This is a genomic window from Actinorhabdospora filicis, from assembly GCF_030269765.1.
Classification (GTDB): domain Bacteria; phylum Actinomycetota; class Actinomycetes; order Mycobacteriales; family Micromonosporaceae; genus Actinorhabdospora; species Actinorhabdospora filicis.
The window spans coordinates 256,990-281,869 of the sequence record NZ_BSTX01000004.1 but is presented as its reverse complement, the minus strand read 5'-3'; the positions used below and the strand labels follow the sequence as shown (position 1 = coordinate 281,869).

General features: G+C 71.3%; 19 protein-coding genes and 1 pseudogene. 6 read left to right on the top strand and 14 right to left on the bottom strand.

The window, feature by feature from the left end:
• Position 1 precedes the first annotated feature (1 nt).
• Positions 2 to 379 carry a nuclear transport factor 2 family protein gene (locus QSK10_RS26250; protein ID WP_285665727.1) on the bottom strand — a complete coding sequence of 126 codons (378 nt, stop codon included), beginning with the start codon at positions 377 to 379 and terminating at the stop codon, positions 2 to 4.
• A 67-nt stretch (positions 380 to 446) separates the two neighbouring features.
• Here QSK10_RS26250 and QSK10_RS26245 point away from each other — a divergent pair, with 67 nt between their 5' ends.
• Complete coding sequence (locus QSK10_RS26245) at positions 447 to 1,046, top strand: CGNR zinc finger domain-containing protein (protein WP_285665725.1); 600 nt, start codon at positions 447 to 449, stop codon at positions 1,044 to 1,046.
• On the opposite strand, the gene QSK10_RS26240 is transcribed toward QSK10_RS26245, so the two are convergent.
• The 7 genes and pseudogenes from QSK10_RS26240 to QSK10_RS26210 form a co-directional block, all read right to left on the bottom strand.
• On the bottom strand, positions 1,043 to 1,291 hold the full coding sequence (locus QSK10_RS26240) for a DUF397 domain-containing protein (protein WP_285665723.1): 249 nt from the start codon (positions 1,289 to 1,291) through the stop codon (positions 1,043 to 1,045). The genes QSK10_RS26245 and QSK10_RS26240 overlap by 4 nt on opposite strands.
• Complete coding sequence (locus QSK10_RS26235) at positions 1,288 to 2,154, bottom strand: helix-turn-helix domain-containing protein (protein ID WP_285665722.1); 867 nt, start codon at positions 2,152 to 2,154, stop codon at positions 1,288 to 1,290. The genes QSK10_RS26240 and QSK10_RS26235 overlap by 4 nt, the downstream gene beginning before the upstream one ends.
• Positions 2,155 to 3,047: 893 nt before the next feature.
• Complete coding sequence (locus tag QSK10_RS26230) at positions 3,048 to 4,154, bottom strand: hypothetical protein (RefSeq protein ID WP_285665720.1); 1,107 nt, start codon at positions 4,152 to 4,154, stop codon at positions 3,048 to 3,050.
• 182 nt (positions 4,155 to 4,336) lie between these two features.
• Positions 4,337 to 5,674 (bottom strand): DedA family protein, encoded by a 1,338-nt coding sequence (locus QSK10_RS34215; protein WP_349497706.1) that lies wholly within the window; start codon positions 5,672 to 5,674, stop codon positions 4,337 to 4,339.
• A 234-nt stretch (positions 5,675 to 5,908) separates the two neighbouring features.
• Positions 5,909 to 7,027: a phosphoribosylformylglycinamidine cyclo-ligase gene (gene purM, locus QSK10_RS26220; protein WP_285665718.1), complete on the bottom strand. Its 1,119-nt coding sequence runs from the start codon at positions 7,025 to 7,027 to the stop codon at positions 5,909 to 5,911.
• Positions 7,028 to 7,098: 71 nt separating this feature from the next.
• Positions 7,099 to 8,559 (bottom strand): annotated as a pseudogene (gene purF, locus QSK10_RS26215) (amidophosphoribosyltransferase); the annotation flags it as partial.
• Between the two features lie 172 nt (positions 8,560 to 8,731).
• Positions 8,732 to 10,690 carry a carboxypeptidase-like regulatory domain-containing protein gene (locus QSK10_RS26210; RefSeq protein WP_285665716.1) on the bottom strand — a complete coding sequence of 653 codons (1,959 nt, stop codon included), beginning with the start codon at positions 10,688 to 10,690 and terminating at the stop codon, positions 8,732 to 8,734.
• A 154-nt stretch (positions 10,691 to 10,844) separates the two neighbouring features.
• Here QSK10_RS26210 and QSK10_RS26205 point away from each other — a divergent pair, with 154 nt between their 5' ends.
• The gene (locus QSK10_RS26205; protein ID WP_285665715.1) at positions 10,845 to 11,186 is read left to right on the top strand and encodes a sterol carrier family protein; all 342 of its coding nucleotides are present in this window, start codon (positions 10,845 to 10,847) and stop codon (positions 11,184 to 11,186) included.
• Here the strand turns inward: QSK10_RS26205 and QSK10_RS26200 are convergent.
• Positions 11,139 to 12,314, bottom strand: coding sequence for an MFS transporter (locus QSK10_RS26200; RefSeq protein WP_285665713.1), 1,176 nt, complete (start codon positions 12,312 to 12,314; stop codon positions 11,139 to 11,141). The genes QSK10_RS26205 and QSK10_RS26200 overlap by 48 nt on opposite strands.
• Positions 12,315 to 13,305: 991 nt before the next feature.
• Here QSK10_RS26200 and QSK10_RS26195 point away from each other — a divergent pair.
• A complete protein-coding gene (locus QSK10_RS26195) occupies positions 13,306 to 14,889 on the top strand; it encodes an LPXTG cell wall anchor domain-containing protein (protein WP_285665711.1) in 1,584 nt (527 codons plus the stop codon).
• Between the two features lie 390 nt (positions 14,890 to 15,279).
• Positions 15,280 to 16,809, top strand: coding sequence for a N,N-dimethylformamidase beta subunit family domain-containing protein (locus tag QSK10_RS26190; protein WP_285665709.1), 1,530 nt, complete (start codon positions 15,280 to 15,282; stop codon positions 16,807 to 16,809).
• On the opposite strand, the gene QSK10_RS26185 is transcribed toward QSK10_RS26190, so the two are convergent.
• From QSK10_RS26185 to QSK10_RS26175, 3 genes are all read right to left on the bottom strand, one after another.
• A complete protein-coding gene (locus tag QSK10_RS26185) occupies positions 16,790 to 17,332 on the bottom strand; it encodes a hypothetical protein (RefSeq protein WP_285665706.1) in 543 nt (180 codons plus the stop codon). The genes QSK10_RS26190 and QSK10_RS26185 overlap by 20 nt on opposite strands.
• Before the next feature lie 97 nt (positions 17,333 to 17,429).
• Entirely contained in the window at positions 17,430 to 17,978 is a 549-nt protein-coding gene (locus QSK10_RS26180; RefSeq protein WP_285665704.1) for a hypothetical protein, read from the bottom strand.
• Positions 17,979 to 17,986: 8 nt separating this feature from the next.
• Entirely contained in the window at positions 17,987 to 18,592 is a 606-nt protein-coding gene (locus tag QSK10_RS26175) for a hypothetical protein (protein WP_285665701.1), read from the bottom strand.
• 55 nt (positions 18,593 to 18,647) lie between these two features.
• Between QSK10_RS26175 and QSK10_RS26170 the strand changes: the two genes are divergently transcribed.
• A complete protein-coding gene (locus QSK10_RS26170; RefSeq protein ID WP_285665700.1) occupies positions 18,648 to 19,556 on the top strand; it encodes a glutaminase in 909 nt (302 codons plus the stop codon).
• 8 nt (positions 19,557 to 19,564) lie between these two features.
• Positions 19,565 to 20,542 carry a magnesium/cobalt transporter CorA gene (corA, locus tag QSK10_RS26165; RefSeq protein ID WP_285665698.1) on the top strand — a complete coding sequence of 326 codons (978 nt, stop codon included), beginning with the start codon at positions 19,565 to 19,567 and terminating at the stop codon, positions 20,540 to 20,542.
• Here the strand turns inward: corA and QSK10_RS26160 are convergent.
• Complete coding sequence (locus QSK10_RS26160; protein ID WP_285665697.1) at positions 20,539 to 22,356, bottom strand: NHL domain-containing thioredoxin family protein; 1,818 nt, start codon at positions 22,354 to 22,356, stop codon at positions 20,539 to 20,541. The two genes, corA and QSK10_RS26160, sit on opposite strands and share 4 nt — an antisense overlap.
• Positions 22,357 to 22,472: 116 nt before the next feature.
• Positions 22,473 to 23,699, bottom strand: coding sequence for a hypothetical protein (locus QSK10_RS26155; protein ID WP_285665695.1), 1,227 nt, complete (start codon positions 23,697 to 23,699; stop codon positions 22,473 to 22,475).
• Between the last annotated feature and the right edge of the window lie 1,181 nt (positions 23,700 to 24,880).

Genomic DNA, 24,880 nt, shown 5'->3' with positions numbered 1-24,880 from the left:
CCTACAGCGGAGTGTGCTGGAAGAAGACCGGGGTCCAGGTGCCGTTCTCGCGGGCATAGACGGTGCTCGCGTAGGCGGAGGTCGGGGTTTCCTCGCCGTTGACCAGGACCAGGACGTCGGCCTTGTAGGTGACGACGGCGGCGTCCTCGTTGACCATCAGGACCTTGATCTGGGAGAGGTCGGTCTTCAGGTACGGGTTGTGGTTGGCCGAGATGCCCGCGACGGCCGTGGCCTTGTCGAGGAGGCCCCACTTCGAGACGCCCATGGCGTCGTCGCGGAGGACCTTGTCGTAGTAGGCGCCGTCGCCTGCGCGGTTGGCGTCCCACATGGCCTCTTCGAGGGCGATCAGTTCGGCTTCGGCCTTGGGGTCGGTGCTCATGCTGCCTCCTGGGTCTGGGTGAATCCGTAACCTGTATAACCGGTTCGACACTGACTATAGTGGTTACATGAGCGTTGGCGCAAGGCGGCTGACTCCGTTGACCGGGGAGCCCTTCATGTTCGATGCGGGGAGTTTCGCCCTGGAACTGCTGGTCACGGGCGCGCCGGGGAGATTTAGCGTCTACGAGGTCTTCGATAAGGTCGAGAACCTGGGGCCCTGGATCGCCGAGTCCCGGATGACCATCGGCATCCCCCTCGATCCGGCCGATGTCGTGGCGACAGACGAGGAGATGCGCGCGCTGAGGGAGTTCCGCAACACCCTCTGGAGGGTCGCTCCCGCACTGGCCGCAGGCGACCAGCCCGCGCCAGAGGATTTGGTGGTCATCAACGAGGCCGTAGGCGCCCCACCCCGCATCGCGATAGATACGAAGACCGGTCGCACGACCTGGGCCCCGCCCGTGACGGGGACCCAGATCTTGGCGGCGGCTGCCAGGGATGCCGTAGGCATCATCGGCACGGACCTTAGAGAACGTGTCCGCCAATGTCAGGGCAGTAGATGTCTCTTGACGTTCCTGGACACGTCCCGCCCTGGCAACCGCCGGTGGTGCTCCATGCAGCGGTGCGGCAACCGGCACAAGGTCGGCGCGTACCGCGAGCGGAAAGGCTAGTTCGTCAAGCTCGCGACGAACCCCGCCCAGTTCCCGGGGGTGACGGTCAGGACGGGGCCTGTGCGGTCCTTGGTGTCGCGGATGGCGATGCCGTGCGTGCAGGCACCGGCTTCGATGCACTGGCCGCCGTCGCCAGAGCTGCAGGTGCTCGTGCGCCATGCGCCGACTTCGACGCAGTTGCTCCCGCCACCGCTGCCGCTACGGGTGCTCTTACGCCACGCGCCGACTTCAATCTCGGGGGTCACAGTTTGTCCCTCTCGGCCATGATCAGTGCCCGGGACGCCTCGGCGTCCAGGCTGGCATCCAGAAGCCGATCATACGCGCCGGCGAGCCTGTCGACCGCTTCTCCTTCCACGCAGATGTCACCCGAAGGCGTTCCTATGTAAGCGATCTCGGGATATGGCGCGGCGAGTTCGAACACCTCGAATGAACCGGTGATCCCGACATACTTGTCGCTCGGGAGCACGCGAATCTCGATGTTCGACCGCTCCGACTCCACCAGCAGACGGTCAAGCTGCTCACGCATCACCGCCACCCCACCGACCGATCGGGTCAGCACAGCCTGCTCAATGATCGTCTGAAACTCGACCGGCTTGTACCGCGACAGAACGTGCTGCCGCGTCATTCGCAGTTCCACGAAACGCGCCACGTCAGCATCGCCGCGCCATGGCTCGACACTGCGCATGAGCAGCTCGGCGTACTCGGCGGTTTGTAGAAGCCCGGGCACCTGGTTCACGTCGAGGTTGCTGATCGAGATCGCCTTCGACTCCAGCCACGTGCGATCCATCAGGATCCCCGCCACGTCGCTCTTGTAGCCGTCCCACCAGCCCGACTGTGCCGCGTCACGGCAGATCACCGTCAGGTCGGCGCGCCGGTGCGGGTCCGTCACGCCGCAGATCTCGAAGTATCCGTTCAAGATCGCCTCGGTCACCGGAATTTGACCATCTTCGATTCGACTGACCGTGCCTTGATCGCGATAGATGTGCGTGGCCACATCCTTCGCCACCACGCCCGCCTCGATACGCAGCTCTTGAAGCGCCCGGCCGAGCCAGATCGCGCGAATACGAGGCTGCTTCACCTTGGCGCCAGATCGGCGAGGTCCCCTCATGTTGCGACTCCTTGAATTGATCTTCCCACCATACTTGCATGCGCTTCTTCAGAATGTTACAACAGAGTTAGCCCGTCAATGCAAGCAGTAAATGCGAGACGGGCACGAAGGGGAAATCACGCCTGCGGAAGGTCCGGCAAGACCTTCCGCAGGCTCAGAACGACCGGGGCGGGCCCTCTTGGTTGGCATCCAAACCCGCCCCGGTCCTCACAACCGGAGGTTCGCCGTGGCGAAACCCGATCAGAAACCTGTCTACCACGAGGGTCCGACAACCCTCACCTACGATCCGTACCGATCCGCTCGCAGACGGCTACTGGAGCGCGAACTCACCGCCGTCTTCAAACGCCACGCCGCCGGCTGCCCGAAGTGCGGGTCACCCTCATGACGGTCATGCCCGTCTCGATCCTGCGGCACCAGATCATGCGGCACCGTCCCACGCGCCGCCGCCTGCGCTTCGTCTTCCTCGCCGGATTCCCCGTCCTCGCCCTGGTCGCCCGCTGCACCTGCTGCGACCGGATCTGGCCCTGCCGGGACCTTCTCTTTCTCCTCCGCCACAACTTCGGGTGGACACACCGCCTCGACGGGATCATCGCCCGACTCCGCCGGCAGTCCCGGCGGCGGGAGGTGCGGTTCTTATGCTCCGCCGCCTGAAGATCCCCGGCGTCGACTACGGCCCCCACGGCCCCGACGGCAACACCGGCGAGTTCTGCGCCCACTGCACCCGCAAGAACTCCACCAACCGCTCCAACAACACCGTCCTATGGCCGTGCCGCCCCGCCATCGAAGCCGAAGCACGCCACATCCCCCGGGACTTACCTCCCAGCGCCCGCCGGAACTCGGGCGGCCCATCCGGTACCGCCATGCCAGATGGCCGCCCGCGGCTCCCCAGTCCGTCAGCCCGCCTGCGCGTACACGTCGTTGATGCTCTTCTCCACGATCTCGCGACCGTGCGCCCCTTCACCCAGCCCACTCGCCAGCACCTGCCAGTGCCGCTCCGGGTTCTGCGGGTCCGTCACGTACATGACCATCTCCAGCCGGAACACCCCACCCGTCCCGACCAGCACGTAATACGTGTTCTCATCGACGGGCGTCCACGAGACGTCCGCCGGGAGCACCGCCGCCCGCGCCTTCGCGTCGCAGATACCCGGGCAGGGCCGCAGGGCCACCGCCAGGCGCGCGTCCTTCAGCTCATCCGAGCCGGGCACGTCCGCGCGGACGACACAGTCGATCTCCTTCTCCTCCGCGTCACACCCGAGGCGCTTGTCGTAACGCCACGCGAAGGGCCAGCCGGGCTCGCTCGACACCGCCGCGCCCACCGAATTCGCCTCGTCCCACATCGACTCGGTGCCGGGCAACTTCGCCTTGCGGTCCTCGTCGATGACGGGCCGGGGCGGCTCGGTCGCGGTCTCCCCGGGCGGCTTCCCGCCCGGCTCCTTGTCCCCGCCCTGCGGACCGTCCGAACTCACCGCCGGACTGTCGCGCGCCACCCAGATGGCCAGCGCGCCACCACCGAACACGACCAGCACCAGCGCCATCACGACCAGGGCCACGAACGGCCCGTTCGTCTTGCGCTTCGGGATCGCGCTCACCGGCGGCGGCACCGGACCCGACACCGGCTGCACCCGCATCAGATGCGGCGGCACGGGCGTCGTGATCCGCCGGATCGGGCCCGTGGCCGGCCCCATCCGCAGCAGCCAGTCCAGGACCCGCGTAATGCCGCGCAGACGCTCCTCGCGCAGCATCACCACGTACGGCTGCTCGGCCTCCAGCTCCACGTCCAGGATCGGCGCGTCGGCCGGAGTGTGCGTGGACCTCGCCCAGCCCACCGCGTCGGCCAGCATCCTGCGCCGCGCCGGATCCTTCGCCGACGTGGTGCCCAGGGTGAGGATCTCGACGCGACGACCCTGCTCGTCGGTGCCGTGGCACACCTCGTAGGCGCCCTCGACCCGCTCGGTGGACACGTCGGCGAAAGGGCCGAGCGCACGTCCTGTGGATGGCATGTCTCTCAGCCTCACCCGGATTTAACACACGTGGCAGGGAACAGTATCCCCCGCGCGCGCCACCCCGGGCACCCCATCGGCCGCCCGGCGATCACGCCGTCCACAAGGGAATTCGTAAAGAGCGCGGCGGCCGAGGCCACCGCGCTCCACAAGTATGGGCCATTCAGGGGCATAGACGCCCGTCAGTGCCCCCGCTGATCCTGCGGAGGCGGCTGGTGGCCCTCGTATCCCTGCCGGCCGTACTGCTGGCCAGAGCCGTGCTGACCATGGCCGTGCCCGCCCTGCGCACGCTGGTCCTGGCCGTAACCCGGCTGCCCGTAACCGCGCGCGTCGGGCGCCTGCGAGTGCCGTCCGTCACCGGTGCTGGGACGCCCCTGGCTCGCCTGCCCATAGCCCTGCTGCTGGCCGTAACCCTGCTGACCGTGGCCCTGCGGCTGGCCGTAAACCTGGCCCTGCCCGTAGCCCGGCTGGCCACCCTGGCCGCCCTGCTGCTGCCCGTAGCCCGGCTGACCGCCGCCCTGGCTCCGTCCATGGCCCGCCTGGCCCTGTCCGTAGCCCTGAGAGCCCTCCTGCGGCCCGTACCCGTGCCGCCCGTACTCCTGCGGCCCGCGCGCGTCCGGCGCCTGCCGGGCGTCCCGCTGCGCCTGCTGCCGCGCCTCGCGCTGCGCCTGCTCCAGCCGGATCTCCTGGGTCTCCTGCGGCCCCTGGTGCGCCTGCGGCCGCCCCCGCCGGACCGCGCCGGTGTCGATGACCTGCGTGCGCGCGTCCGAGACGTCCTCGCGCAGGTCGGCGAAATCCGAGAAGGACGCCGCCTCCGCGTTGGCCCCACCGGCCTCCGCCTCGCGCTTCTTCTCCTTGCGGCCGCGCAGGATCTCGATGAAGATCGGCAGCAGCGAGATCAGCACGATCAGCGCCACCAGCGGCAGCAGGTACTTGTCGATCGCGGCGTCCGGGATCACGTCGGCCAGGAAGTGCCCGGCCAGGATGACCCCGTCGGTCCACAGGACCCCGCCGATCACGTTGTACAGGAAGAACTTGCCCGCCGGCATCTCCAGCATCCCCGCGACCGGGTTCAGGAAGGTCCGCACGATCGGGATGAACCGGGCCAGGATGACCGCCTTGCCCGGCCCGAACTTCTGGAAGTAGTGCTCGGCCTTCTCGACGTACTCCTTCTTGAAGAGCTTCGAGTTCGGGCGGTCGAACATCTTCCGCCCGTACCTCGCCCCCAGGAAGTGCCCGAGCTGCGCCCCCGCGATCGCGCACAACGGCGATCCGATCAGCAGCGTCCACAGCGGCAGCTTGAACCCGAGGGTGGCCGTCATGACGTTCGTCGTGGCCACACCGGCGATGAACAGAAGGGAGTCGCCGGGGAGGAAGAACCCGATCAGCAGACCGGTCTCGGCGAACATGATGACGAGTACGCCCACGGCCCCGAAGGTGGACAGCCAGTCCTTCGGGCTGAGCGGGTTGAAGGCGGCGGTGTCGGCGAAGGCCTGCAGGTGCTGGGTGACGGTATCCATGGCAGGGGCAAGGTTACCGAACCGAGATGTGCTCGGAACTGGCACTTCGGCCCTCTCCGGGCGCACGTGTTCAGCCCACGCTCAGGAATCACACGGGGTGAGACGACCGTCCCTCACCGCCCACCGGGCCGACCCGGACACCCCGCCCACCGGCTCCCAACACCGCCGAAACCACCCGGGCCCGAACGCGAAAACGGCCCGGACCTCTTCGGTCCGGGCCGTCTCGAAAACGCTCTACTTCGGGTGCGACCCGAGCATGCGCACCTCGCCCTGACCGGAGACGATCTCACCGATCACCCACGCGTCGACGTGCCGGGCCGCCAGCACGGCCAGCGCGCGGTCCACGTCCTCGCGCGGCAGCATGGCGACCATGCCGACGCCCATGTTGAACGTGCGGTCCAGCTCGCCGTCCTCGACGCGTCCCTTGTCGCGGATCAGGTCGAAGATCGGCTGCGGGCGCCACGACGAACGGTCCAGGACCGCGTCGGCGCCGCCCGGCAGGGCCCGCACGACGTTGCCGGGCAGGCCGCCGCCGGTGATGTGCGCGAAGGCGTGCACGTCGGTCTCGGCGATCAGCGCCAGGCAGTCCTTGGCGTACACGCGCGTCGGCGTCAGCAGCTCCTCGCCGAGGGTGCGCTGGTTGCCGAACTCCTCGACCACCTGGTCCAGGCGCATCCGGCCCGCGCCCAGCAGCACGTGCCGCACGAGGGAGTACCCGTTGCTGTGCAGACCCGAGGAGCCCATCGCGATGATCACGTCACCGACCTGGACGCGCTCCGGCCCGAGCAGCTCATCGGCCTCGACGACGCCCACGCCCGTCGCCGACACGTCGTACTCGTCGGCCTTCAGGACGCCCGGGTGCTCGGCGATCTCGCCGCCGACGAGGGCGCAGCCCGCGTAACGGCAGCCGTCGGCGATGCCACCGGCGATCTCGGCGATGCGCTCCGGGACGACCTCACCGCAGGCGATGTAGTCCAGCAGGAACAGCGGCTCGGCGCCGCAGACGACGAGGTCGTCCACGACCATCGCCACCAGGTCGATGCCGACGGTGTCGTGGATGCCCATCTGCTGCGCCACCACGAGCTTGGTGCCGACGCCGTCGGTCGAGGACGCCAGGAGCGGCTTCTTGTACTTGTCCGTGTCGAGGGCGAACAGCCCGGCGAAACCGCCGATGCCGCCGACCACCTCGGGACGCCGCGTCTTGCGGATGGCGGGCTTCAGCAGCTCGACGGCACGGTCACCGGCCTCGATGCTCACGCCCGCCTCGGCGTAGGACGAGCCCCGCCGGTTGCCTCCGCGCCACGGCGTCACCTTGCGGCCACCGTCCACTGTTCCCACACCTTCCAGGTTCATCGGCTCCACGCCCTTGTCGCTTCCGGCACACCCTAGAGACGGGCGCCGGCCGTTTTTCCGTTCACCGGCCGCGCGACCGACTTGTCCAGCCCCTCCAGGAGATGCTTCCCCAGGAGGTCGGCGGCGGGCAGCTCGATCGGGTAGACCCCGTCGAAGCACGCCCGGCACAGGCGCGTCTTCGGCTGCTCGGTCGCCCCGATCAGGCCGTCCAGGGACACGTACCCCAGCGAGTCGGCGCCGATGCTCCGCCGGATGCCCTCGGTGTCGAGGCCATCGGCGATCAGCTCGGCCTTGGTGGCGAAGTCGATGCCGTAGAAGCACGGCCACGTCACCGGCGGCGCCGAGATGCGGACGTGCACCTCCAGCGCGCCCGCCTCCCGCAGCAGCCGCACGACCTGGCGCTGGGTGTTGCCGCGCACGATCGTGTCGTCGACGACCACGAGGCGCTTGCCGCGGATGTTCTCGCGGAGCGGGTTCAGCTTCAGGCGGATGCCGCGCTCGCGGATCGCCTGGGACGGCTGGATGAAGGTCCGGCCGACGTAGGAGTTCTTGATGAGACCCTGGCCGTAGGGGATCCCGCTGGCCTCGGCGTAGCCGATCGCGGCGGGCGTCCCGGACTCCGGCACGGGGATGACGAGGTCCGCCTCGACCGGGTGCTCCTTGGCCAGGCGGCGGCCGATCTCGACGCGCGAGGCGTACACGTTGCGCCCGGCGATGGTGCTGTCGGGACGCGCCAGGTACACGTACTCGAAGAGGCAGCCCTTCGGATCGGGGTTGGCGAACCGCTCCGACCGCAGGCCGTGCTCGTCGACGGCGATGAGCTCGCCCGGCTCGACCTCGCGGACGAACGTCGCGCCCACGATGTCCAGCGCGACCGTCTCGGAGGCGACCACCCAGCCGCGGTCGAGGCGGCCGAGGACGAGCGGGTGCACACCCTGCGCGTCACGCGCGGCGTACAGGGTCTGCTCGTCGCAGAAGACCAGGCAGAACGCGCCCCGGAACTTCGGCAGCGTGCGCAGCGCCGCCGACCACACCGACTCGTCGGCGTTGGCCGTCAGCATCGCCGCGGCCAGGAACGAATCGGACGTCGTACCGCCCGGGTCGTGCCCGATCTCGGCCAGCTCGCGCGCCAGGTCGGCGGTGTTGACCAGGTTGCCGTTGTGTGCGAGCGCGATGGTGGTGCCGGTGTTGGTCGCCATCAGCGTCGGCTGGGAGTTCTCCCAGGTCGAGCCGCCGGTGGTCGAGTAGCGCGTGTGCCCGACGGCCATGTGGCCGGTCAGGGGCGCCAGGGTCTGCTCGTCGAAGACCTGGGAGACCAGGCCGAGGTCCTTGTAGACGGTGATCCCGGACCCGTCGCTGACCGCCATTCCGGCGGCCTCCTGCCCGCGGTGCTGGAGGGCGTACATACCGAAGTAGGTGAGTTTGGCGACCTCTTCGCCCGGGGCCCACACGCCGAAGACGCCGCATTCGTCCTGGGGACCGGGGAGTTGAGGATCGAGCTCGTGGCTTAGCCGCCCATCGCCTCTGGGCACGCGGCACTCCTCGCTGAGCAGGGGTCTTTTCGCGGTCAACTGTACAAGCACCGACCGCGAGGAGCGCGGCGGCCGGAGGACGGAAAAGTCACCCCCACGTCACGGTAGGGCGCTTCATCCCCCGTTCGGGGGAATAACACACGGGCCGGGTCGCCCCGGCCCGTGCGCGAGATCACCAGCGGGGACGGTCGTCGTATCCGCCGCGCTCGTCGTAACCCGGGTCACGCGGGTCGCGCTGGTCGTACCCGCCCGGCTGCGGGGGCCGGGTGTCGTAACGCGGGTCGGCCTCGTAGGACTGCTGGCCGCCCTGCTGGCCGTAGCCGCCCTGCCCGGCCTGGCCGGGCTGCTCGGTGCCGTAGGAGCCGCGCTGCTGGTCGTAGCCGCCGCGCTGGTCGTAGCCCTGCTGGCCGCCCTGCTGCTGACCATAGCCCTGCTGCTGGGAGCCGCCCTGCTGGCCGTAGCCGGTGCGCGGGTCCTGGTCGTAGCCGCGCTGGTCGGCGTACCCGCCACCGCCGCCCTGCTGCTGGCCGTAGCCACCGGCCTGGCCGCCGCGCTGGTCGTAGCCGCCCTGCTGGTAGCCCCGCTGGTCGGAGCCGTAGCCCTGCTGCTGGCCGCCGTAGCCCTGCGAGCCCTGCTGGCCGTAGCCGCCCTGCTCGGAGCCGTAGCCGCCGCGCTGGTCGGGGTAGGCGTCCCGGCCGCGCTGGTCGTAGCCGCCGCCCTGCTGCTGCCCGTAGCCGCCCTGGTCGGGGGCGTACCCACCGCGCTGGTCGCCGTAGCCACCGCGCTGGTCGGAGCCGTAACCGGGCTGCTGCGCGCCCTGCTGGCCGTAGCCGGACTCCCCGCCGCGCGGGTCGAACATCTGGGTCGCCGCGTTGTCGCCGCGGGCGCCCGGTCCGGCCGCGTCGCGCGGGTCGAACATCTGCGTGGGCGCGTTGTCACCGCGCGAGCCGTAGGCCGGGCCGAAGCCGCCGGTCGGGGAACCGCCGGAGCCGTAGCGCGCCAGGTCGTCGTCGTTGTCCAGGTCCAGCAGCGGCCCGTTGTGGATCATCGTGGGCGCGTCCATGACGGGGCTGCGCGGACCGGCGTCGTACACGCCCGGCGTCCCGGTCTGGGCGGCCTTGGGGGTGTGCGCCGGAGGACGGTCGGAGAACATGTCCTCGTCGTCCTCGTCGTTCTTGCCGCGCTTGAGCAGCAGCACGATGGCGACGATGCCGCCGACGACGAACAGCACGCCGACGATCGCCAGGATCCACGTACCGGTGCCCCAGCCCTCGTCCTCGGCCTTGGGCGCGGCGCCGTTGTTGCCGGACGGACCGGCCGGCTGCGCCTGGCTGGGCGCGTCGGAGGCGCCCTCCTTGACCATGGAGAAGTTGATGTTGGCCGGGGTGCCCTTGACCGCGTTGGTCGTCTGGGTCTTCTCGGTGTAGCCGTCCTTCTTGGCCGTCACCGTCAGCTCGCCGGGCTGGATCTCCTTGCCCTGCGTGGACTTGAACTCGTACTTGCCCGAGGCGTTCGTCTTGGCCGTGAAGGTGCCGCCCGCGCTGTCCTTCATGGTGACGTCGACGGCGTCCAGGGGCTCGCCCTTGGCGTCGGTGATGATGCCGGTCACCGAGGTCACGGTGTTCTTGGACTTGCCACCGGTGACGGTGACCTGCATCTGGCCGCTGCTGTTGCCGCCCTGGTTGGCCTGGTCGCGCGCCTGCACGGCCACGTTCACCATGCCGCTGACCGGCTGCCCCTCGGCGAGGTTGCTCTCGGTCTTCGGCGCGATCGACAGGTTGATCTGGGCGGTCTGCCCCGGTCCGACCTGGCACTGGAAGTTCCCGCCGCCGCCCTGGCAGCCCGATCCGGCCTGGCTCTCCATGCCCGCCACCTGCTGGAGGCCCTGCATGCTGACCTGCACGTTCATCGCGAACGTGCGCGCCGCGTCATGGTTGACCAGGTAGAGCGCGGAGGTGGCGTTCTGGCCGCCGATCTGCACGCTCACCTGCGGTGGGCTGAACTGGACCCCGATCTCCTGGTCGGCGTGCGCCGCCGTCGCCGGGACCACCACCAGGGCCAGCATCGCCAGCGTCGAGGCCGCGAGGCCGCGCACAAAGCGCGACAACTTCCGGTCTGCCGCCACGTCCATCGCCTCCAGGGTCGCCTTACATCGATCCGACGGCCACTATGCCGCACGGCCCCACCGCTGAGTGGCCATGGGTGCCCGCAACAGTCTCCCGGCGTTCGGGGCGGGAGCCGCCATCGGTCGATCGGTCATTGTTATGTGCGGTTAGCCTCAGCGGGTGAGCGATCTCTCCTCCGCCGCCGCCGTGCTCGACGCCATCGACGCCGGTGAGCGCCCCGAACGCGCCGAGCTGCGCGCCGCCGTCCGCGACACCCTCACCGTGCTGGCCGAGAAGTGGCCCGGCCGCAACGTCGAGGTCCGCGTCCCGCCGTACGGGGCCGTCCAGTGCGGCGAAGGCCCTCGCCACACCCGCGGCACGCCCCCGAACGTCATCGAGACCGATCCGGCGACCTGGCTGCGCCTGGCCCTCGGCCGTCAGACCTGGGACGAGGCGATGGACGCCGCGAAGGTCTCAGCCGAGGGTTCCCGCGCCGACCTCTCGGCGGTCCTTCCTTTGTAGCGCGCGGACGCCCAGCGGCGCGGCGATGCCGCCCAGCAGCGTCAGCGCCGGGATGGTCCACATCGCCACCGGCAGCGTCAGCGCCTCCGCCAGCCCGCCGATGATGACCGGCCCCAGCAACCACCCCGCGTAGCCGATCGCCGACACCACCGCGATGCCCGGCCCGTCGCCCGCCGCCCCGAACAGCGTCGGCACGATCACCGCCAGCCCCAGCCCCAGCAGCGCCAGGCCCACGATGAACGTGACCTGCCCCGCCCACACCCGCGAGACCAGCATCCCCGCGCTCATCCCCACCGCGCCGACCACCGCGCACGCCGCGATCGCCGCGCCCCGCCCGAACCGCCCCACGATCACGTCGGAGACCAGCCGCCCGGCGAACATCGCCAGCGCGAACACCCCGTAACCCCACCCGGCCACCAGCGCCGAGGCGTCCAGCTCCTGCTTGAGGAACACCGCCGTCCAGTCGGCCGCCGCGCCCTCGGCGAGCAGACCCGCGAACGCCACGATCCCCAGCAGGACCAGGGGCAGTTCCAGCCGGAACCCCTTGCGCTTCGCGCCGTCCCCCTCCCGCTCCCGGTCGGGCAGCATCGGCGCCGTCAGCGGCCACGCCACCAGAAGCAGCAGTATCCCCAGCCCGCCCAGCTGCACCCACAACGCCACCGAGTACTGCGCGCACAAACCCCCCAGCGCCGCCCCCGCGGCCGCCCCGAGGCTCCAGGACGCGTGAAAACCACCCATCAGCGGCCTGCCCGCCGTCCGCTCCACCGTCGCGCCCTGCGCGTTCATCGCCACATCGAACGCCCCCACCACCGCACCGGCGACGACCAGCGCCCCCGCGAGAGTCCACACCGACCCGCCGGTGAACCCGATCAGCGAGATGAGCAGGCAGTACGCCACCAGCAGCGCCCTCGCGGTCCGCTTGGTGCCGAACCTCGCGCACGCCGTCCCCGCGAACGGCATCGCCGCGATCGCCCCCGCCGGCGGTGCCAGCAGAAGCAGGCCCAGCCCGCCCTCGGACAGGCCGAGCTCACCCTTGATCTCGGGGATCCGGGACAGCCAGGAGGTGTAAAGGACGCCGTGGGCGATGAAACAGGCCACCACGGCCACGCGTGCGCGCACGATGGACATGCCCCGGGAGCCTACGGAAATGTTGCGGCAATGGGAAGGGTCCCTGCTGATTGACGGGGTGGTTCGGTGGGTGACGCGCTGCCCGGGGTCGGGCTGGGGCTGGGGCTGACCGAACGGTGAGCCAGACCCGGCGGGGCCACCCCGAGCACCAGTCCGTGCGGCCCCGGCCCACCCCCGCAGGGGACCCGGCGGCACGGCCACCGCGAGCCACCTGCCGCAGGCCGCCCGAGCCACCGAAGCACCCGGCCCACCCAGCCCACCGTCTCGCGCATCCCGGCCCCACCCGTCGCGCGGCTGGCGGCAGGCCCGCCGCCAGCCGCGTCCCGCAGCGCCAGGGCACCTCCGGGCCGAGCGGTGAGCGAGGTCCTGCCCTCCGCCGGGCACTCACGCCGCGAGGCCGCCGGGTGGCGGGTCCGCAGCGCCTTCCGCGCCGAGCGGCGAACACGACCCGGCCCCTCACTCGTCCCCGGGGCCGCCTTTTGGCGGGCCGGGGCGTGCCGCCGCATCTCCGAGTGGGTGGTAAGCGAGGTCCTGCCCTCCGCCGGGCACTTATCCTGTGAGACCGCCGGGCGGTGGGTGGCAGGCGGTGGGTTGGTGGTCGCGGGCGGCATGGTCCACCGCGTCTCCCGGGGCCGCCTTCCCGGCGGGCCGGGGCATGCCACCGCGCCTCCGGGCCGAGCGGCGTCCGGCCGGGTTCAGCCCTGCCCCCGCCGCCACGCACGGCCCGCCCCTGTCCCGCCCCGCGCCAGGCGTCCCTCCCCGTCCCACGCGAGCCACATCCATCGCCCCGCCCCGGGCGCCACTGGTCCCGGTGACCTCTCGTGCGGGTCACCTCCCACCCGGGTGACCTTGTGTCCGGCTTGCCGAGTTTCCCGGTAACGGTTGCGCATCGAACCCGATTCGGTGGCAACAGAGCCGTGCCACTTCGGCGTGTGCACCGTTAACGTCACCCCGGCGTACCCCCATCTCTCCTGCTCCGTGGAGACCCCGAATGCCCTTCACCCCCTCCCGGCGGGCGCTGCGACGCGCCGCCTCCCTGGCCGGCGCCGCCGCCCTGATCGCGGGTCTGGCCGCGGCCCCCGCGATGGCGGACGAGGGCCAGGTCGACCTGAGCGTCGAGATCCCGGCCTATGACGGTGACGACGGCCGCGTCGTCGGCCTCCCCCTCGACGGCGGCCGCAAGGACCTCCGCGTGGACGTGCGGAACAACGCCGACTCCACCGTGACCGCGACCAACGTCGTCCTCCACTTCAAGCTCCCCGCCGCGACCGACGCCGGGAGCATCACCCTCGCCGCCGACCTGGCCGCCAAGTGCGCGGTCAATGGCGACGGCTCGGGCACCTGCAACCTCGGTGACATCGCCCCCGGCTCCATCCGCAATCTGCGGGCCTTCACCGTCACCTCGAACGTGTCGGAGATCGGTGACACGCCCGAGCGCATCGGCCAGGTGAGCGTGTCGGTGACCGCCGACCAGCCCGAGCGCGACGAGGCGGACAACTCCTCCGAGTTCGCCGCCACCGTCCTGCTCGACAAGGGCTTCGACATGGCGGTCTGGGTGCGCGGCACCGACCTGGTGGTCCGCCCGGGCGAGACCGGCGTCCTCGACGGCGACGACTTCGCCATCGAGAACGACTCCGCGTCCACCGCCGTGGGCCTGCAGTTCTCGATCATGCTGCCGCAGCACATGCGCGTGACGAAGCTGCCCGAGGGCTGCCGCTTCACCGACGAGGACAACGGCGAGAAGCGCGCCATCCAGTGCGACCTCCCGAAGGCCACCGTCGCCGGGCACGGCAAGTACGTCCTGCCGGGCGGGCTCGCCTACGCCGTCGACGCCGACGCCCCGGCGCGCGCGAAGCTGAAGGGCGGCGTGGTGTCGTGGGCCATCGCCAACGCGCTGGAGGGCAAGGCCACCCCCGAGGGCGGTGAGCCGGTGCTCGCACTGGCGGCCCCGTCGGTGTCGGCCAAGGCCATCGAGGAGCACTTCGAGGACGACTCCTCCGGCCAGGACAACGCCGCGGAGTTCGCCGTCTTCACCCGCGAGGACACCGCCGACCTCGGCATCGCCGCCACCACCCCCGACACCACCGTCGGCGGCCAGACCACCGCCAAGGTCACCGTCACCAACAACGGCCCGTGGGCGATCGACGAGTCCTACACGGTCACGTTCACCGCGCCGACCGGCACGACGGTCTTGAAGGCCCCCGCCGGTTGCGTCGCCGAGGGCTCGACCTACAAGTGCGTCATCACCGGCAAGTTCGACAAGGGCGCCACGAAGGACTTCGAGTTCGTCCTGCGCGCCGACGTCGAGAAGATCGGCGCCGACGGCGTCGTGAAGGTCGCCTCCGGCCAGCCGGACACCGTCGCGGCGAACAACACCGCGCCGATCACCTTCAAGGTGACCGCCGGCCCGACGCAGTCCCCGTCCCCGTCGCCCACCGACGGCGGCGGCCTGCCGACCACCGGTGCGGGCCTCACCATCATGGGCGTGGCCGCGGCGGCCCTCCTGGCCGCCGGTGCCGCCTTCGTGATCGTGGCGCGCCGTAAGCGGGCCCGCACCACGGGTGGCGAGTACTGACGCCGACGGTCTCGGAGTAACACTTCGCCCCATCGGGACGCTGGTCCCGGTGGGGCGCTTTTCCGTCCGCCGCACGAATCGCCGACCGGCACATCGGGGTTCGCCGCGAAACGGAGAGAAATGCGCGCTTCGCGTGAGCCTGCCCATATTCGGCATTATGCGAAAATGACCGGGGACACACCTGGTTGGCACCGGTTCGTCCGGAAAGGCCCCAGGTCAGGTAGCCCACGTCACCCGCGAGCACGGCAAAGCCGATCAGGTTGCCACGGGGACGTATACATGTTGGTCACGGTTTCGTTGCGACTGGGGGCCAATTCACCGGCGGTGTTGCCGATTCGCCTTGTTGGCAGTTCAATTCCCTAGCCGCTTTCGTGAGTTCCAGGGGGATCCATGCGCTTGTTCGGCTCGTCGAAGCCGGGCGTGTCCCGGCGTCAGGCCTTCAAGGTCTTCGGGACGGGTGCCGTCGCCATCGCCGCGTACGAGGTGCTCGACTCGGAGATCCGCTACCCCATGCGTCCCGCCGCCCGCACCGGCGACAACCCCCTCGTGCCCGAGAACGCCCAGGCCGGCCACGACTGGCGCGCCAAGGCCAACGGCAAGAAGGACGTGAACGACCTCAAGCGGCAGATCCAGGGCTGGGCGTCCACGGACTCGGTGAGCCGCGGCGAGACGATCGACTTCCACGTGTCGACGCACGCCTCGTCCCCCGACTGCACGATCTCCATCTACCGCGTCGGCCACTACGGCGGCACCGGTTCGCGGCTGATGACCACCAGCCCGACCGTGCAGGCGAAGGCGTGCGAGGTCCCGAAGTTCGCCAAGGACTTCGGCACCATCAACTGCCCCTGGCCCAAGACGTGGAGCCTGGAGATCCCGAAGGACTGGAAGTCCGGCATCTACATCGCCGCCTTCGACGGCGCCGACGGCCACCGCGGCTACCACCCCTTCACCGTCCGGGAACTGGACCGCGGCTCCGACATCCTGGCGATCCAGCCGACCACGACCTACCAGGCGTACAACATCTGGCCGATGGACAAGGTCACCGGCAAGAGCTTCTACAAGGGCTACGACGACCGGGGCGTCCTCGGCAGCCTGGAGTACCGGGCGATCAAGGTGTCCTACAACCGCCCCTACGCCCAGCACGGCCTCCCGCTCCTGTTCGAGCTGGACGCCGCCTTCGCCCGCTGGGCCGAGGAGCACGGCCACGACGTCACCTACGCCACCAGCGTCGACCTCCACGAGGGCCGCATCGACCCCGAGAAGTACTCCACGATGGTCTACGCCGGCCACGACGAGTACTGGTCGACCGAGATGCGCCGGCACGCCGAGGCCGCCTACGCCGCCGGGACCCACCAGGCGTTCCTGGCCGCCAACAGCATGTACTGGCACGTCCGCGTGGAGGACGAGGGCCGCACCGTCACCTGCTACAAGGAGAAGGACCTCAAGGACCCCGACGGCGGCGAGAACGGCCCCACCATCCGCTGGCGCAAGCTCCAGAAGAAGGGCAAGGCCGCCGAGCAGGGCTTCCTGGGCGTCCAGTACAACGGCATCCTCGACTACCCCATGCCGATGCTGGTCCAGAACACCGACCACTGGGTCTGGGAGGGCACCGGCCTCAAGGACGGCGACGCGCTCCCCAACCTCGTCGCCGGTGAGGCCGACGGCTTCGACCCCGACATGCCCCGCCCCAAGGGCGTCCAGCAGGTCCTCCTGTCGAACTCCCCCTACCCCGACAGCCTCGGCCGCGGCACCCGCATCCAGAACACCAGCCTGTGCGTCAACAAGCGCGGCACCATGATGTTCGTCGCCGGGACCTACCACTGGTCCCTGGCCCTGGCCGAAGAGGGCTACCAGGACGAACGCGTCCGCCGCGCCATGGGCAACGTCGTCGGCCGGATGCTCACCCAGCGCGAGAGCTGAGCAGCACCACCCACACGACGGTCGCCACGAGCAGCCCGATCCCCGCTCCCCGCGCCACCACCCGCCCCCAGCGCCGCTCGACCGTGACGGACGCGTCGCCGGGCCGCCGCCTCCGCCGCGCGGCGGCCTCCTCCCCCACCCGCCACGCGCAATCCAGCCGACGGCTCCGGATCCGCCACCCCACCCGCACCACATCCAGCGGCACCTCACCACCCGACCGCAACCGGACCGCCAGCCGCGCCCGCCCGCGAGTGGAGTACGGCACGTCCGCCTCGACCTCGCCCACCTCGTGCCACGGCACCCGCACCCGCGACCACCGGTTGTCCGCGACCAGGGCATCGGGCGTGAAACGGACCGCGACGAGGGCGTCGGTGCCGATGATCAACGCGATCCCGAGCACCATGCAGACGGTCGGCGCGAGCGGCCGCCCCGGCGGTATGAAGACGGACACCCCGCCGAACACGAGCAGGGCGAGGAGCATGGCCAGGCACTCGTTGCGGCGGGTGACGGTGAGGTCGTTCACCGGGACCGGACCAGGATCAGCAGCGCGACCACGACCGGTCCCATCACCCCGAGCCGCCGCCGGTGCGGCGTGAGGCCTGTCGCGGGTGTCCCGGCACTCATCGGGCCCGGAAGACGAATCCCAGCGCGAACACCGCCACCAGCGGCCCCACCGCGAGCGCCAGCCCGGCCACGCGCAGCGCGATCCGTCCCCACGGTCGTTCGCGCACGATCCGGCCCCGCGCGGCCGTGCGCCGGGCCTCGACCTCGTCGTCGAGCCGGTCGGCCACCTCCGACGCGGCCGTCCGCGAACGCGCGCCCACGGCCGCGACGTCCAGCGCGAGCGGACCCGCGCTCGTCATGAGCCTCGCGCGCACCCGGGCGCCCTTCCGGTGCACGAGACCCGGCACCTCGGTCACGACCTTCCCCGCCTCGCCCCACGGCACCCGCACCCGCGTCCAGCGGTTCTCGGCGACCAGCGCGTCCGGGCCGAGCCGCACGCACACGAGCGCGTCGGCGGCCGCGAGCAGCACCAGCCCGGCCGCGACCGCGCCGAACCACGCTCCGGCCCACCACGCAAGGTTCAGCCCGGCCGCGACGGCGAAGAGGACGATCGGCACGAACGCGAAGAGGTAGCCGACCGCGACCTCCCCCACGCGGCGGATCACCACGCTCGTCACAGGGACGGAAGCAGCTCGAACAGCGTCGTCACCAGCCACGCCCCGAACAGCATGACCAGCGCCCCCAGCGACACCGCCACGAGCACGATCCCCGCCACCCGCAGCGCGATCCGCCCCGCCGGCCTCTCCACCACGAAGTCGCCCGCGGCCGGTCCCTCCGGCCGCCGCGCCTCGACCTCCGCCGCGAGCCATGCCGCCAGCGCGGCGGCCGAGGCGCGGGTCGCGCCGGTCACGACCACATCCAGTGGGACGCGCTCGCCCGCCCGGGTCGTCAGGTACGCCCTCGCGAAGGACCTCGACCCCGGCTCCGGGAGCGCCAGATCCACCGAGCCCGCCACCAGCCAGGGCACCCGGGCGCGCGTCCACCGGTTCTCGGCGAGGATCCCGGCGGCGTCGACGCGCACGCTCACGAGGGTGTCGGCGACGGCGAGGAGCACCAGCCCCGGGATCGCCAGGCACATGAGCGCGCTCATCGGCCACGAGAACCACACGCCCACGGCCACGGCGGAGATCACCACCGGCGCGACCAGCGGCATGCGGGCGCGGAAGCAGTCGATCGGGCGGGGCGCGATCCGTTCACCGGTGTACGGGGGCACGTCCATCGGGCACATCCTCTATCCGTCTCAGGGGTGAGCGAGATAATGCACCATTACCCGCATGCCCTACCAGCGCCTTATCGCCGACGCCATGGCCGCCGCCGTCCCCCATCTCCACCGTGGACGCGTCGCCGACTACATCCCCGCGCTCGCGGCGGCGGATCCGTCGTCGTTCGGGATGGCGCTGGCCACGGTGGACGGTGAGGTCCACGGCGTCGGCGACTTCGAGCGCGCGTTCTCCATCCAGTCCATCTCCAAGCTGTTCACGCTGACCCTCACGCTCGCCCTCGGCGGTGACGGGCTGTGGGAGCGGGTGGGCCGCGAGCCGTCCGGCACGCCCTTCAACTCGCTGGTGCAACTGGAGTTCGAGGACGGCGTCCCGCGCAACCCGTTCATCAACGCGGGCGCGCTCGTCGTCACCGACCGGCTGCATTCACTGACCGGTGACGCCGCCGAGACGGTCCGGGAGTTCCTGCGCGCCGAATCGGGCGCGGTCATCGGGACCGACGCCGAGGTCGCCGTCTCCGAGGCCGGGCACGGGCACCGCAACTCGGCGCTGGCGCACTTCCTGGCGTCCTACGGCAACCTGGAGAACCCCGTCGCCACGGTCCTGGACCACTACTACGCGCACTGCGCGATCGCCGCCAGCTGCCGGGACCTGGCCCTGGCGGGCGGTTTCCTCGCCCGGCACGGCGTCCGCGCCGACGGGACGCGCCTGCTCACCCGCAGCGAGGCCAAGCGCGTCAACGCCGTCATGCTCACCTGCGGCACCTACGACGCGGCCGGGGAGTTCGCCTACCGCGTGGGCCTGCCCGGCAAGTCCGGCGTCGGCGGGGGCATCCTCGCGGTCCTGCCGGGCGTGGGCGCGATCTGCGTGTGGAGCCCGGGCCTGGACGCGCAGGGCAACTCCGTGGCGGGCGTGGCGGCTCTCGACGCGTTCACCACCGCGACGGGCCTGTCCGTGTTCTAGTGGTCTCCATGGAGACCACCGTGCGGTGCGTCGTGATCCACGCCGGACGGTCCGAAGAGCACGGCGCGGACCTGGACACCGCCGTCGCGCGCGTCCGCGAACTCGGCGGCGACGCCTACCTGTGGGTCGACTCGGTGGAACCGACCATGGAGGAGTTCCGGGCCGACGCGATCCGCTTCGGCCTGCACCCCCTGGCCGTCGAGGACGCCGTGCAGGCCCACCAGCGCGCCAAGGTCGACGAGTACGGCGACACCCTCTTCCTCGTCATCAAGACCGTGGAGTGGGTGCAGGCGACCGAGCAGATCGAGCTCGGCGAGATCGACATGTTCGTCGGCCGCGACTTCGTGGTCACCGTCCGGCACGGCCCCACCGACGTCTTCGAGCATGCCCGGGCCCGCGTCGAGGAGGACGGGAAGGCGCGCTCGCACGGCCCCGGCGGCATCGTCTACGCCGTCCTGGACGCCGTCGTCGACGAGTACCAGGTCATCGCCGACGAGGTCGGCAACGACATCGGGCGGCTGGAGCGGCGGGTGTTCTCCGCCAGCCGCGAGGACGTCACCGACTCCATCTACTTCCTCAAACGCGAGATCCTGGAGTTCGCCGACGGCGTGGGACCGGTGCCCGGCATGCTCGCCGACCTCGCCGAGATCCGGCACCTGCCCAGCACCGTCCGCCCGTGGCTGCGGGACGTCGCCGACCACGCCGAACGCGTCAACACGCGCGTGTCGTCCTTCTCCGACCTGCTCACCTCGGTGCTGACCGCGCACCAGGCGAAGGTGAGCACCTGGCAGAACAACGACATGCGCCGGATCTCGGCGTGGGCGGCCGTCATCGCCGTCCCCACCGCCATCGCCGGCATCTACGGCATGAACTTCGCGTTCATGCCCGAGCTGAACTGGCACTACGGGTACTACATCGTGCTCGGGCTGATGGCCGGGGTCTGCCTGCTGCTGCTGTGGCTGTTCCGCCGCAACGGCTGGCTCTAACCCCGCAGGATCAAACTCAGCTCCCTCACCGCGCCGTCCACGACCCGCACCGGGACGCCCCAGTCCTGCCGCGTCAGGTGGCAGGCGGCGTTCTCCACGTCCACATCGCACGAGGCGGCCTGCGCCACGACCTGCAGGACGCCACCGGGCACATCCGGGTTCAGCACCAGGCGGCGGGTCAGGTCGGTGCCGACGCCCGTGCCGTCCAGCAGCAGCTCCGGCGGGTCGGCGGTGACCTCCAGGCGCGTCGGCGGGCCGAACGAGTCGTCCAGCTTCTGCCCCGGCGGCGGCTCGTAGACGACGGTGAACGCCAGCTCGCCGGGCGCCAGGTCCATCGCCTCGCGCTTGACCTGGTGCCGCTCACCGGCCACCACCGACGACTCCAGCGGCACCGCGACGATCCGGTGCGCGGCCGACTCCACCACCAGCAGGCGGCCGTCGGCGAAGAGGACGTCGCTGGGCTCGGCCAGGTCCCGCGCCACCGTGGAGACCTCGCCCGTGGCGGGGTCGTAGCGGCGGACCGCGCCGTTGTAGGTGTCGGCGATAGCGATCGAGCCGTCCGGCAGCACGCACAGGCCCAGCGGGTGCTGGAGGAGCGCGTCGGCGGCCTTGCCGTCCACGTGCCCGAAGTCGAACAGGCCCTGGCCGACGGCGGTGTGCATGACGTCGTCCTCGACGTAGCGCAGCGCCGAGGTCTCGGAGTCGGCGAACCACAGGCGCGCGCCGTCGGAGGCCACGCCCGAGGGCTGCGAGAGGAACACGTCCGGCAGCGGGCCGTCCTTCAGCGACTCCACCGTCGTGCCCGCCCACACGCCCGCCGTGCGCTTCACCGGGTCGTACCACCACAGCTGGTGGATGCCCGCCATCGCCACGACGACCCGCTCGCCGAACCACGCCACGTCCCACGGCGACGACAGGTCGACCGCCAGCGCGTCGTGCGCGGCGAAGTCGACCTCGCCACGCCACTGGCGTCCCGTGCCCGCGACCGTGGTCGTGTGCCCGTCGGACAGGCGCACACCACGCAGCAGGTGGTTGACCGTGTCGGCGACGACCAGGTCGTAACCGGCGATCTCGGCGACGTGCGGCGGCAGCAGCGCCATGCCCGCCGGCTCGGAGAACTCCGGGGCGTCGCCGTCGGCGCGGCCCCGCTCGCCGGTGCCGATGACGCGGACGAGCGTCTCGCCGTCGGCCTCCAGCTCGACCAGCCGGTGCCGGGACGAGTCGGAGACCAGCAGCCGCCCCTCCGGCAGGGCGATCGCCTTCCCCGGGTACCGCAACGTGGTGGCGGCCGGCGCGGGCGGGACGTACGGCCCGTAGCCCCGGTGGAGGGTGCCCTTGGCCTCATGGACGGCGATCAGCTCCTCGACCATCCGGCGCAGGCCCTCGGCGTGGCCCTCGCCCGCCATGGACGCCACCAGGTAGCCCTCCGGGTCGATCACCGACAGCGTCGGCCACGCGCGCGCGGCGTACTGGCCCCACGTGGTGAGATCCGGGTCGTCCAGCACCGGGTGGGTGACGTCGTAGCGCTCGACGGCGGCCGTCACGGTCGCCGCGGCCCGCTCGTGCTCGAACTTCGGGGAGTGCACGCCCACGATGACCAGCACGTCGGCGTACTCGTGCTCCAGCGGGCGCAGCTCGTCCAGGACGTGCAGGCAGTTGACGCAGCACGTGGTCCAGAAGTCGAGCAGGACGATCTTGCCGCGCAGGTCGGCGAGGGTGAGCGCCTTCCCGCCGGTGTTCAGCCACCCGCGCCCGGTGAGCTCGGCGGCGCGGACACGGGCCTGGCGGGGAGTCGGGGAAACGGCGGCCGTCATGGGGCAAGGGTGCCATATCCGGGCGGGGATTGATCTAGGCCGCCGGGTCACCGTCCGCCCCGCCCCGGGCACGACGAAGCCCCCGGCACGCGGCCGGGGGCTTCGTCCAAGCGCTCTTACTCGTTCGGGGTGAGGCAGTAGGTGTCACCGTCGACGGTCAGCGTCGGCAGGGACGGGTCGGGGCAGTCGGCGGCGGTCTTGACCTTGTCGCCGATCTTGTAGACGCCCGCGCCCTTCTCGGTGCACTCGACCGCGACGCCCTCCATGCCGCCGGGCTTCTGCTTGACGCAGTCGCCGGTCTCGAAGCCGCCCTTGCCGAAGAGGAGGATCCCGCCGACGATGCCGCCGACGATCACGATCACGGCCACCACCGCGATGATCGCGATGAGCGGGCCCTTCTTCTTCTGCGGCGCGGGCGGGGCACCCCACGGCGCGCCCATGGGCGCGTTCGGGTCGTAGGCGCCGGGGACGCCGGTGACGGGCTGCTGCCCCGTCAGGTTCGGGTCGCCGGGAGGCGGCGTGTACGCGCCGCCGTACTGGTTCGGGTCGTAGGAGCCGGGCACACCCTGCTGCTGGTTGGGGTCGTACGCGCCGGGGTAGCCGGGCGTCGCGGCCGCCTGCGGCGGGGTCGCGGCGGGCGTCCCGGGGGCTCCCCAGACGGGCGCGTTCGGGTCGAGGGGCGCGCCGGAGGTCGGCGGACCCGAGACCGGCGGCGGCACCGGGGCACCGTAAGGCGCGGGCGGCGGCGGCACCGGCGCGCCCGGGGGCGGCGTCGGGACGCTCGGCAGCTGCGGCGGCGGGGCCTGGGACGGAGTCTGCGGCAGCTGGATGGGCTGCGTGGCCTCCGAGCCCGGGGCGACCGGCGGCTGCTGGAAGCCCGGCGGCGGAACCGCGCCCGGAGGCGGCGGCACCGGAGCGCCGTAAGGCGCGGGCGGAGCGACCGGCGGGGCCTGCGGAGGCACCGGCGGAGCCTGCGGGGGCGCGACCGGCGGCACGGACGTCACCGGCGGAGCCACGGGCGGCGGGACGGGCGCGGCGGGCGGCTGGGCCACCGGCGGCGCGGGAGGCGCGACCGGCGGAGCCGCGGGCGGCGTCACCGGCGCGGCGGGCGGGGCGGTGGGCGGTGCGGTGGGCGGGGTCACCGGCGCGGGGGGCACCTGCGCCGCAGGGACCGGGATCACCGTGGTCTTCTCGTCGTCGCCCGCCGGAGCGGGCGCCGAAGTCTCCGAAGCGGCCGCCTCGGCGGGGCGCAGTACGGTAGTGCGCTCCGCGTCGACGTCCTCCGGCGGCGTGGCGCCCGGCTTGTCGCCGGGTTCGCCGGTCGGATTGGTCGGCTCAGTCATTGCGCCTCCTCGCTGCGCCATTTTTCAACAGTGGTACACGCTACATCTCTCATGCACGCTGCGGGAACCCGACCAAGGTGCACACCGACGCACGCGCGGTGAACGTAGTAAAGGGGCCGCCACCCGTCGGTGGCGGCCCCTTGGAGGGAGGAGTGTAGAGGCTTGTGGGATTTACATCCCCATGCGGCTGGTGGTGCTCCACATCAGCATCTCCCGGCGAACCGCCTGGGAGGAGACGTGAGCGGTGGCGCGAGCGACGGCCCGACGGTGGGCGCGCTCGGCGCGAAGCTGCTTGCGAGTAGAGAAGAAGGCGTTCATTTCAGTTTCCCCCAGGGGCGTGAGGTTCGTTCCTTGATGCCCTTCAATAACACCACCACAAGCCCTTGTATGCCAGCGTTTTTAAGGTGAGGGCGCTCACCCGCCGAGGATTCTTAAGCCACTGTGGACGCCACATGACCGGCCGACGACAGCCGCACCCCCGCTACCAGCGAAAACACTGGTCGAGCGCGCCCGGCGAACGCCGAACGAGAGTGGCCCGGCCCACCCCCCGTTGCCGAGGTCACAAGCGTACGGACCGAAACCCCGACCGCCACTTACACGACGGCCACCCGGAGACCACGCGCAAGCCACCGCGAGTTCGCCGGAAGTTGCCCGGAGGGCCCGAGGGACTCGGTGGAGCTTGGCGGGTCCAGCGGCCTCGGCGACTCCGACGACCCGAACGAGCACCCGAGATCCAGATCCCGGAAGCCGGGGGCGGAGGTCAGGGGTCGAGGGTCGAGCGAAGGCGGCCGAAGCCGAGCCCGACAGATCATGAGACAGCCTTGCGCGATCCGCAAGCGCGTTTTGCGCGAGAGTTATCCACAATCCACCCGTTATCCACAGGTTCCCGGATCAACCGTTTGACAGGCCACGCGTGGCCCCGGTTACGTTCGCCCCAGCGGGGCGGGCTCTGGGCCCCCACCAACAGAGTCGGGCATGAAAGACCTTCGAGCGCCCCAGGACGCATGCGCCCGACGTTCCCCCGCTCTCACCGCCATGAACCCCGACCCGGCGACCCGGCGACCCGGCGACCCGGCGACCCGGCGACCCGGCGACCCGGCGACCCGGCGACCCGGCGACCCGGCGACCCGGCGACCCGGCGACCCGGCGACCCGGCGACCCGGCGACCCGGCGACCCGGCG